Below are 9,865 nucleotides of genomic sequence, written 5' to 3'. Positions count from 1 at the left end.
TGGAGAGAAACGAAGTAAATGCGTTTAAAATTGCCGTATAACTCCGTCTAACTAAGGTTTGATCCTAAAGTGTCCAATATTCGGGGGCCCGGCCGTAAATTCATCATATTTGTCCCAATCATACGTATACGGGAAAATTAACTGTATGTTTTCCATTTATATTCTCCTTCAGAGCAAATAGTAAAAAAATTGATGCAGAAAATACAGTTATATTTTCGTGACCATAAATTTAATGAAAGAAGGGCTGTCCCCGCTATATATCGATAAGCGGGGACAGCCCTTGGTTTAGCCTGCGGCTGTTGAAAAGCCTTGCTCAACGCGGCTTCTTGCGCCCTGCGGCGGCGAGCTCGGCCGCACGCTCCATGACCCGGGCGGCGACCAGGGACAATCCTCTGGCCGCCCCGGAGACGCCGGGGAGCAACGCTGCCCACGGGGCCGAATCGGGGCCCGGCTCGCGGCCTTGTTCCACGCTGGATCGGCGGGCACGCTGCAGATGCTGCAGGTCCGCCTTTACATCGTGGAACTGCGGCCCGGGCAAGTGCAACCGCCCCTGCCCGGCCATCTCCGCGAGCCACTCCGCGATGTTCGGCCCCTCGCCCGCGGCTCCGCGCGGCGGTGCCTCCGGCCCTCCCGCCACCTGGCGGAGGGCCTCCTCTGGGTCGGGCAGCGGCTGCAGCGCTGCCCACCGGTCCAGCACGGCGGCCGCCAGCGCTTCCGGCGTCCAGCCGAGCAGCGCCAGCCGCAGGCCGGCGTCGGACGCCCAGGCGGCGTCGCCGTAGGCCATGGCGAGCTCGGCATGGCCGCAGCCGTATGCGCCGCAGGAGCATACCGGCCGCGCCGCGGATTCTGCGGCGCCGTGAGTCCTGCCCCCGCCTCCCTCTGCTTCTTCGCCCGCGGCGCCTAAGTCCTGAAGCCGTCGCCAAGGCGGCTGCTCAGGCAGAAGAGCGCCCAGCGCCGCCGCCCCTTCTTCGAGCAGCCCGGCCAACACGAGCGGCCGGCTTTCCAGGCGTTGCAGCAGTCCCCGGCTCTCCGGGCCGCCGGAAAGTTCGCGGGGCAGCAGGACACTAAAGACCGGCGCCCCTACGCCAACGGCTCCACTGTCGGCTGCGTCTTTCAGCGCCTCGGCCCGAGCGGCGCCGCCAGTGTTTTTGCGCGGCCGTCCCCGCCCTCTCCCGCCTTGGGCTGCCGTCTCTTCTTCAGCCGGAATGTCGATCCTCAACCCTTCCGGCACCCGCTCCATATGAATATTCCGCGGAATATCAAGCCTCCGGCTCATTTCGCATCCTCCTCCATGATGCTTTCTGACTGCAGCGAAATCAGGCTGCGCAGTTCATCATCGGACATTTCCGTCAACCATTGCTCGCCCGAACCGACTACTTGCTCGGAGAGCAATTTTTTGCGTTCGATTAACTCATCGATCTTCTCTTCCAGCGTTCCCTGGCAGATCAGCTTGTGGACCTCCACATTTTTTTGCTGCCCAATCCGGAACACCCGGTCCGTGGCCTGGTTCTCAACCGCCGGATTCCACCACCGGTCGTAATGAATGACGTGGTTCGCCCGCGTCAGGTTCAGCCCCACGCCGCCCGCTTTGAGCGAAAGGACGAACACAGGGGCTCCCGAGCCTTCCTGAAAGGCCGTGACCATCTCGTCACGATCCTGTTTTACAACGCCGCCGTGCAGAAAAAACGGAGCTGCCCCGTAACGCCGGGCAAGCTGCTCACGAAGTATCTCCCCCATTTGTACATACTGCGTAAAAATAAGCGCGGCTTCCCCGTTATCCATAATGAGATCCAGCAGATCCGTCAGCCGTTCCATCTTCCCCGAACGTTCCATTCCGGCCTCTGCACCGGACACAGCCCTTCCGCCCGCCAACTGCGGGTGGTCGCAAATCTGCTTAAGCCGCGTAAGCGAAGACAATACCAGACCCTTGCGGGCGATACCACCGCTTTGCCCGATTCTCGACATCAAATCCGCCGTTACCGTCTCATACATTCTGGCCTGCTGGGCAGTCAGCGTACAGTACGACTTGATCTCGATTTTTTCCGGCAAATCTTTGCGGATATCCGGGTCGCTCTTTAAACGCCGGAGAAGAAACGGGGCAACCAGCTTCCGCAGTCTGCCGAGTTCAGCGTTCTGACTCTCTCCGGACCCGGTATACCTGGAGCGAAATGAAGCGCTGGTACCCAAATAACCGGGGTTTAAAAACTGAAAAATCGACCACAGTTCGCTCAGCCGGTTCTCCACCGGCGTGCCCGTCATCGCGATCCGCTGGGGCGCGCTCAGCTTCATCACGCTTTGGGCCTGTTTCGTGCCGAAATTCTTTATATACTGCGCCTCATCAAGCACGATGGTTTTCCATTCCAGATCGCGGAGCTCTTTTCCGTCCCGTCCGGCCAGTTGATACGTTGTCAGTACCACATCTCTCTTCCGGCACTCCTGAATAAGCCGTTCCCCATGCAGACGGTCGCCCCCATGATGGACGTACAGTTGCATTTCAGGAGCAAACCGGTCCAACTCACGCTGCCAATTGCCGAGAAGCGAGGTGGGACAAACGATCAGGTTCGTACCCGGAGATACTTCAAGTCCGTCCAGCAGCTCCGTAATGACCTGCACCGTCTTGCCGAGCCCCATATCATCCGCAAGCAACGCTCCAAAGCCAAGTTGCCGCATGGACGAAAGCCATTGAAATCCTCTTTCCTGGTACGGGCGAAGCGTTCCGTTCAGCGACTTGGGCACGCGCCGCGATAAAGTACCCCGCAGATTTTCTCCGGCCAGCAAAACGGCCAGCATCCCTTCCGTTTCCACGCGTTCCACAAGCAATCCGTCGAATCGGTTATCCTGATCGGCTCCGGACGCCAAATACATCAGCTCGCGGAACGTCATCGTGCCGTTCTCTTGCCGCTTCATAAATTTCAATACCTGGCGAAGCTCTTTGGCATCAATCTCGATCCACTCTCCGCGGAAAAAGACCAGCGGCGATTTGGAAGCTGCCAGGCGAGCCAACTCCTCCAGGCTCACTTCTTCCCCGTTCAGGACCGCCGCAGCATCAAAGGCCACCAGTTGCTGAACGCCCAGTCCCGCTTCCGTCGCTGCATCCCCGTGCGGCTCCTCCCAGCCTGACGCTTTGATTTTGACGCCGGCCGAACGCCGGCCTCCGCGCGTCCAACGGGAAGGCATCTGCACGGTCACTCCGTGTTTACGGAGCATAACCACGGATCGGCTGAGGAATTCATACATTTCTTCCGGGCAAAGGTTCACCTCTTCAGGCCGTGCCGTTTCCATCATGGAAGCAATCTCGGCCGATAATTCCGCCGCTTTCTTCAGGCGAAGCAACAGACTTTGGCGTACATTCCGATACTTGCGCCCGCGAATATCCATATCCATACCTGGGTAGCTCCAGATCAATCCCGCCGGGAGCAGAACGGAGGGATCTTCGGCACCTTCGCCCCATAAGGACAACCGCCACATGAGATTATTTTCCCGTACCTGACCGTCTGTTTCCTTCAACGGTTCGATTCTCAGACACAGCCGCAGCGAACCGGATTCTCTCCCTTCCGTAACTTCATCAGACACGTGCGGCCGTTCCCCTCCGGCAGCCGCGATCTCCTCCGCCAACTGTTCAATCTCTGCCGTACTGCCTTGAATTTCCGGTGGTGTTCCTGCGTTAAGCAAGCTATTCCACCACAGCTCGGATAACGGAGAGTAACCTCTGCGATAATCGGCACGCACCGGGTTCAGCTTCCGTCCCAGCTCGCCTACCGCCTTGCGGACCTCAAAATCTATCATCGCGGTCAAAAAAGAGTGCAGTAAGGAAAGGCCGCGATCCGCAAGAGAACCGTTGTCCAAACCCGCCAAAGGCTGCACTGCGGCCAAGGCTAAAGGCGGCATGGAAGCTGCCAGTTGGCGAAACCGTTCTTCATCGTTTGTCTCATCCAGAAGCGGTCCCCATACCGCGCCAATGGATGCCTGCGAACCGCGCCGCCGCCCATGGATTCCCGATCCCTTTTTCATCCCCGGCACAATTTTACCCCTCAGCAACAAATCCAGGGCGAACCGGGCCGCTGTACTCCAATATCCCAGCTCAGGGCCTGGCTGTATGTCACGGGTTAGATAATAACTTTCATCCCAATCCAACAATAGCGCCCAGGTTTCTTTAACCGGCAAAGCAAGACCCTCGAGCGTTCTTCCGAGCAATCCCTTGCGCTCACCGCTTCCCGCCATTCTACGCACCGGGGAAACCGGATACCTGACTTCGGCAAGCCGCAGCGCGGCATGCTGAAACGGGCGAACTCCAGTCGATGGTTCAAGCGGCCGAACCGCCGCCGTCCATGCGTCCACTTTGGTTTCAGATATTTCACCGGAGAAACAAAACATCACATCTCCGAGCCAAATTCCATAAAGGCGTTGATTCATGGTGATCTCCCGTCATTTCCTGATTCTTGGCCATCGGCCGAAAAAAACACATTAATTCTATCTTATACGAAACCGCCCCTATATAAAACCGCAACTCATTTCTAGTCGGCTCTTTTTCCGCCGTGTGGAAATTTTTTCTTCAATAATGGGTATATTCATATAGTAAACGCGAACAACCGTCTTATAACTGTTCGGAGGAGATAACTTCCATGTTCAAAACTAGAGCTTTACAATGGTTGAACTGTCTGTTCTTTCTGGCCGTTATAGCCATGAATATTGTTGCGGAAACACTCCCTTTGGGCAGGGCCGACACGGGAGAACTGTCACAGCGTTACTTTTCCCTGCTGACTCCCGCCGGTTACGCCTTTTTGATTTGGAATGTCATTTATGTTCTGATCGGATGCTGCATAGTCTATCTCTTCCGCCAAAGAGACAACGGAGAACGTTGGATGAAGTCCTTCACGCTTTGGTTTATCCTGTCCTGTCTGTTTAATATGGGCTGGCTGGTGCTTTGGCATTATGAATATCTTATCCTGTCATTTATTGCAATGGTATTGCTGCTAATCACGGTTGCCGCAACATACCGCCTTACACGCAAAATTGAACACCCGACCCGGGGAGAAACCTGGTTTCTCCGGTTGCCGTTCAGTTTATATTCAGGCTGGACCTGCATCGCCACCCTGGTTAACCTGCAAGTCGTTATAGAGCACTCCGGTCTTTCGATCAATCTTCCGAAACCCGCAATGGCTATTACGTTACTCTTCATCGGCACACTCGCCGTTATTCTCATCGGTAGCGTGACGCGGGACGGCGCCCATCCGCTCCCCGTGGCTTGGGGATATGCCGCCATTGCATTCAAGCATCGCGAGGAACAGGGGTTATTTTTTACCGCGGGTTTAGCCGCGGCCATCCTGCTGGTATTTGCCCTCGGCCTGCTTTTTATCAGTGCGAGAGACCGGGATTAGCCGAACTTATAAAAGCTTTAATGTATTTATATATACCTTGGGTCTTAAAACAAAAATGGAGTACAAACCGTAACGTTTGCACTCCATTTTTGTTTTTCGGGGTGAGTTTCAAGTTCGGTTCCCGCACTACTTCAAAGCGATAACTTCAATCTCCACCAGGCCGTCCTTGGGCAAACGGGCCACCTGCACCGCGCTGCGAGCCGGATAAGGTTCGGCAAAAAAGCTGCCGTAAATTTCATTCACTTTGGCAAAATCGTTCATATCCTGCAGAAACACCGTGGTTTTTACGACTTTGTCCAGCCCGGTTCCTGCCGCTTCCAGGATGGCACTCACATTGCGCAGCGCTTGAGTCGTCTGCTCCTGTATTCCTTTGGCCAGTTCCCCGGTTTCGGGAATGAGGCCAAGCTGTCCGGAAGTAAATACATGCTCGCCGACTTGTACGGCCTGTGAATAAGGTCCGATTGCACCCGGTGCAGCCGTTGTAGATATAACTTGTTTCGTCATCGCTATCCCTCGTTTTTTAGAGTTTCTTTATATTGTAGCTAGTAACGCCCGCCTAAAGCAACCGCATCGCTTTTTCCCGGACCGGCGCCGGCGGTTCATTCCCTCTTAGATCCGGAGTCAACGGCAAATACAAAGAGAAGGTACTCCCCAGCCCCTCCTTGCTCTGAAGCCGGATGAAGCCGCCAAGCAAGCGGGCCAGGTCTCTGCTGATCGGCAGTCCAAGACCCGTCCCCCCGTATTTCCGGCTGATGGAGCCATCGGCCTGACGGAAAGCCTCAAAAATCGTCGTGTGCTTATCCTCGGGTATCCCGATTCCGGTGTCCGTCACGGCAAAGATAATCCATTCTCCCCGCTGCATATCCTCAAACCCCGCTTTCCGGATTTCCAGCTTGATTTGTCCGCGGTGAGTAAACTTAAACGCATTGGACAACAAATTACGCAAGATTTGTCCGATCCGCTGGGCATCGGAAAGAATCGTGCATGGCAACCCGCTCTCAATCCGGATTTCAAAATTGATTTCTTTCTGGTTTGCCGCGTGCTCAAAATGCATTTCCATTATTTGCGCCATTTCCGCAATGACGACCTCTTCCTGGATGACTTCCAGCTTACCCGCTTCAACCTTGGAGAAATCCAAAACGTCATTGATTAACCCAAGCAGATCTTGTCCCGACTTATAAATGATCATCCCGTAATTCGGCGTATCCTCATCGGCTTCTTCTCCGTCCCCGGACTCGTTTTCCGATATGATCTGAGCCAGATTGATGATGCTGTTTAACGGCGTCCTTAACTCATGCGACATATTTGCCAAAAATTCCGACTTATACTGCGATGCCTGAGCAAGCTGCCTGGCCCGCTCTTCCAGCACGATTTTTGCCGTTCGAAGTTCCTCCGTCTGCTTCCGCAGCAATTCATTGGCATGTTTAAGCTCCAGCGTCTGTCTCCGTTCGAGCTGGAAGTCCCACAGAATCAGCGCAAACGCCGCGCTAAGCACCAAGGTCAGCGGCAGCGTGATCGGCATGATCTCCAGCATGTATGTTTTTACCGGAATCACCCCGAACACCGAGATGTTAATCGTGTTAATTACATTCACAATAGCAATCGTTATAAGCCCTTTTACCGCAAGCCGGTATTTGCTTCGTCTCATCCAGATATTCAGACCGGCGCATACGACTCCCAATATCGATAAATTGATTAGTCCGGCAATAGCGGCATCATTCACGCCAAGGGTCAATCTTGCCAGACCGATGCCAACCCCGATGATCAAGAGCGTGAACGGCTGGGCATAAACGGCCGATGCGATAATCAGAGGCACGATTCGCAGATCAAAAATAACGTTGTCGCTTAACTGAAATCCGAACTTCATGCAGATCCATCCGGCGAAAATGAACAGAACTACCGATAAAATATAGTTCATTCTGAAAGATATTTTGGTAAAAGCATATTTATATATTACATTGGCCAAATAGGCAACGGTGATCAACAATCCCAAATTGAGCAAAAACATCTTGCCAAAGCCCATATGCTCACTCCCGTAGGTCAGTCATGCTTCCTAGTCTATTCTCATTCTAACACAAGCGGAGTTCCCGAAAATGAGCCGATTTGCATTTTTTTGGGAAATTTCATTTTTTCGCAAAAAAAGACGCAAATCAGATGCGATTCGCGTCTTTTTTCCAAAATAACGACCAAGGAAGATCCGCAATGCCACTATTTCTCTGCCTCCAGTGTTTCCAACGGTTCACGAATCTCCCCGGTTCGGGACTGAGCTCGGTTTCCGCAAGGAACTCAAGTTCAAGTTCCGGGTCCCTGAGCGTGTAGTAGCGGAGATTGTAGGTGGCAACCGTATCTCCTTGGACCGTTACCACACTATCTCCCCGCATTTCGATGATCCTTCCGGTTACTATGCGGGAAACATACATGTCGCTTCCGCCTCCATTGTGTTAAGACAAGAAGATGTTGGTTATTCGCGGCTACGGGCCCAATCATTATACTCACGCTCAGCGGCATCCTTGGTGTGTCCGTAACGTTCCTGCAGCTTGCCTACCAATTTGTCCTTTTCACCATCGATGACGTCCAAATCGTCGTCCGTTAACTTGCCCCATTGCTTCTTCGCTTCCCCTTTAACCTGGTTCCATTTTCCTTTAAATACGTTGTGATCCATCTCTGGCCAACTCCTTTTTTCACAAAATTATCTCAAAGGCTGTTTGAGCAGCAAAAACTTTTCCGTATAAGTTGTAAATACCCTTCGGCGCCTGATTTGAACCGCAAGCCGTCCGACTGGGGGATCGTACTTCCCTTAGATTATGTGCCGGCGTATGGAAAGCTCCGATTAACAAAACAAGCCCCGTAAGATTACGGAGCTTGTTTTTTTTCTCTATTTTCCCAATAAGAATCAACAAATAACTGCGCAATATGAGGATCCCACTGGGTTCCTCGCCCTTCCTCCAAAATCGATATCGCCTGTTGCTCATCCAGCCCCTTCCGGTATGGCCGGTCCGAAGTCATGGCGTCAAAGGCGTCCGCCACAGCGATAATCCGTCCGAACAGCGGAATATCTTCGCCCTGCAATCCGTCCGGATATCCTTTTCCGTCATAGCGTTCGTGATGAGACCGCACGCCCGGCAAGAAAGGGGCCATGGCATCAGCCGGTTCAATCTGTTTCAGAATGGCCTCGCCGAGCACCGGATGTTGTTTGATCTGCTCCCATTCCTCTTCGGTCAGACGGCCTTCTTTTAGCAATACCGCATCCCGGATTCCGATCTTGCCGATATCATGCAGAAGCGCCGATTTTCTCAAATCATGGATCTCCTCTTCCGGAAGCTTGGCCAGCAAGCCTATGCCGACCGCATATTCCGCTACCCTCAAAGAATGACCAGCCGTATAAGGATCACGGGCGTCCAACGCCGCCGCTAACGTTGCGAAATAACTCTCCAGCAGTTGATTGTTACGCTCCGCCTGTATTTTAATGCCGCGAAGCATGTGATTGAATCCCGAAACCAGCCGCGAAAATTCATCGGAGAATAAATCGCTGGCACCATTTCGCAGATAACCTACTTTTACTTCGGCCATCTTTTCGTAAAGATGCTGGATCGGCAGTACGGTTTCCCGGGTAAGCAGCCATGAGCCGATAAAGGAAAAACCTAAACCTATCAGAAGGATTAAGACGGCCCACTGCCAAGTACCGGCGGCGCTCCAATCGTCCATTCTAAACTGAACGGCCAAGCTGTAGAGCAAAAGCGGGAAAGCCCCGATCAGAAAAAAACTCCATTTCAGCTTGCGGCGGATCGAAATCAAAACCCTTCCTCCAAGGGTCAATTCTTTACCGAACAGACGCAGTGACCAGCCGCTCAGTTCGAGCAGAATGGGCCGGATGGTGCAGGAGGTCATATAAAATTCGATCAAGGCGTGCATGCCTGCAACCAATACCACTCCCAAGGAAGCAAGCAGTACATAATAGTAGGGAATGGACAATTTCCCAATATAAATGAGCCATATAGACAGAATCGTCGCAGGCAGCAGCAAACCGAATAAATGCGGGCCCAGGATGCGCTTTACGGCCAAAGCGGGTAATCTATGCGTCCTTATGTATACATTCTGCAGGGTAGAGAAATTGTCGACCTCGGCCAAGAAGCAATTTCTGATCGGCCGGATCTGTAATGAAAAAACGATCCATTCCAGCGTAAACATTATGCAAAGCGACAGAACGAGCACACCGATAAGCCATACGTATTGTTCCCTGGGAAGATCCAGCGGAGCGAAGATCATCAGGCTCCCTAGCGCGATAACCGCAAGCAGCGTCCCCGCTGCATAATTTAGCTTCAAGCGAGAAATAAATGTCTTGTATACCGTCAAGGGAATAGTCATTCCTTCCATCTCGCGTTTTGTAGAACAAACCGCACCTTACTTCATTATCGGCAGAATCAGGAAAATTTTACAGTCCTCGATTTGTTGGCAAGCTCCAATAATTTGTATAATAATTCATAAGA

8 protein-coding genes are annotated in these 9,865 nt (G+C 53.1%); 1 reads left to right on the top strand and 7 read right to left on the bottom strand.

The window, feature by feature from the left end:
- Positions 1 to 313 precede the first annotated feature (313 nt).
- Both DFP94_RS24555 and DFP94_RS24550 read right to left on the bottom strand, forming a co-directional pair.
- Entirely contained in the window at positions 314 to 1,276 is a 963-nt protein-coding gene (locus tag DFP94_RS24555) for a hypothetical protein (RefSeq protein WP_114499103.1), read from the bottom strand.
- Entirely contained in the window at positions 1,273 to 4,413 is a 3,141-nt protein-coding gene (locus DFP94_RS24550; protein WP_114499102.1) for a DEAD/DEAH box helicase, read from the bottom strand. The genes DFP94_RS24555 and DFP94_RS24550 overlap by 4 nt, the downstream gene beginning before the upstream one ends.
- Before the next feature lie 209 nt (positions 4,414 to 4,622).
- Here DFP94_RS24550 and DFP94_RS24545 point away from each other — a divergent pair, with 209 nt between their 5' ends.
- Complete coding sequence (locus DFP94_RS24545) at positions 4,623 to 5,378, top strand: TspO/MBR family protein (protein WP_114499101.1); 756 nt, start codon at positions 4,623 to 4,625, stop codon at positions 5,376 to 5,378.
- Positions 5,379 to 5,504: 126 nt separating this feature from the next.
- Here the strand turns inward: DFP94_RS24545 and DFP94_RS24540 are convergent, their stop codons facing one another.
- The 5 genes from DFP94_RS24540 to DFP94_RS24520 all read right to left on the bottom strand — a co-directional run bounded on the left by DFP94_RS24540 (position 5,505) and on the right by DFP94_RS24520 (position 9,743).
- Entirely contained in the window at positions 5,505 to 5,882 is a 378-nt protein-coding gene (locus DFP94_RS24540) for a RidA family protein (RefSeq protein ID WP_114499100.1), read from the bottom strand.
- Positions 5,883 to 5,934: 52 nt separating this feature from the next.
- Entirely contained in the window at positions 5,935 to 7,401 is a 1,467-nt protein-coding gene (locus DFP94_RS24535) for an ATP-binding protein (RefSeq protein WP_114499099.1), read from the bottom strand.
- A 127-nt stretch (positions 7,402 to 7,528) separates the two neighbouring features.
- A complete protein-coding gene (locus tag DFP94_RS24530) occupies positions 7,529 to 7,798 on the bottom strand; it encodes a hypothetical protein (protein ID WP_114499098.1) in 270 nt (89 codons plus the stop codon).
- A gap of 41 nt (positions 7,799 to 7,839) precedes the next feature.
- Positions 7,840 to 8,040: a CsbD family protein gene (locus DFP94_RS24525; RefSeq protein ID WP_114499097.1), complete on the bottom strand. Its 201-nt coding sequence runs from the start codon at positions 8,038 to 8,040 to the stop codon at positions 7,840 to 7,842.
- Between the two features lie 191 nt (positions 8,041 to 8,231).
- Positions 8,232 to 9,743, bottom strand: coding sequence for an HD-GYP domain-containing protein (locus DFP94_RS24520; RefSeq protein ID WP_245955084.1), 1,512 nt, complete (start codon positions 9,741 to 9,743; stop codon positions 8,232 to 8,234).
- Positions 9,744 to 9,865: the final 122 nt, after the last annotated feature.

It is taken from the genome of Fontibacillus phaseoli (genome assembly GCF_003337355.1).
GTDB classification, from domain to species: Bacteria; Bacillota; Bacilli; order Paenibacillales; family Paenibacillaceae; genus Fontibacillus; species Fontibacillus phaseoli.
Note: the sequence above shows the minus strand (reverse complement) of the source record. Positions and strands in the feature narration are given on the sequence as shown.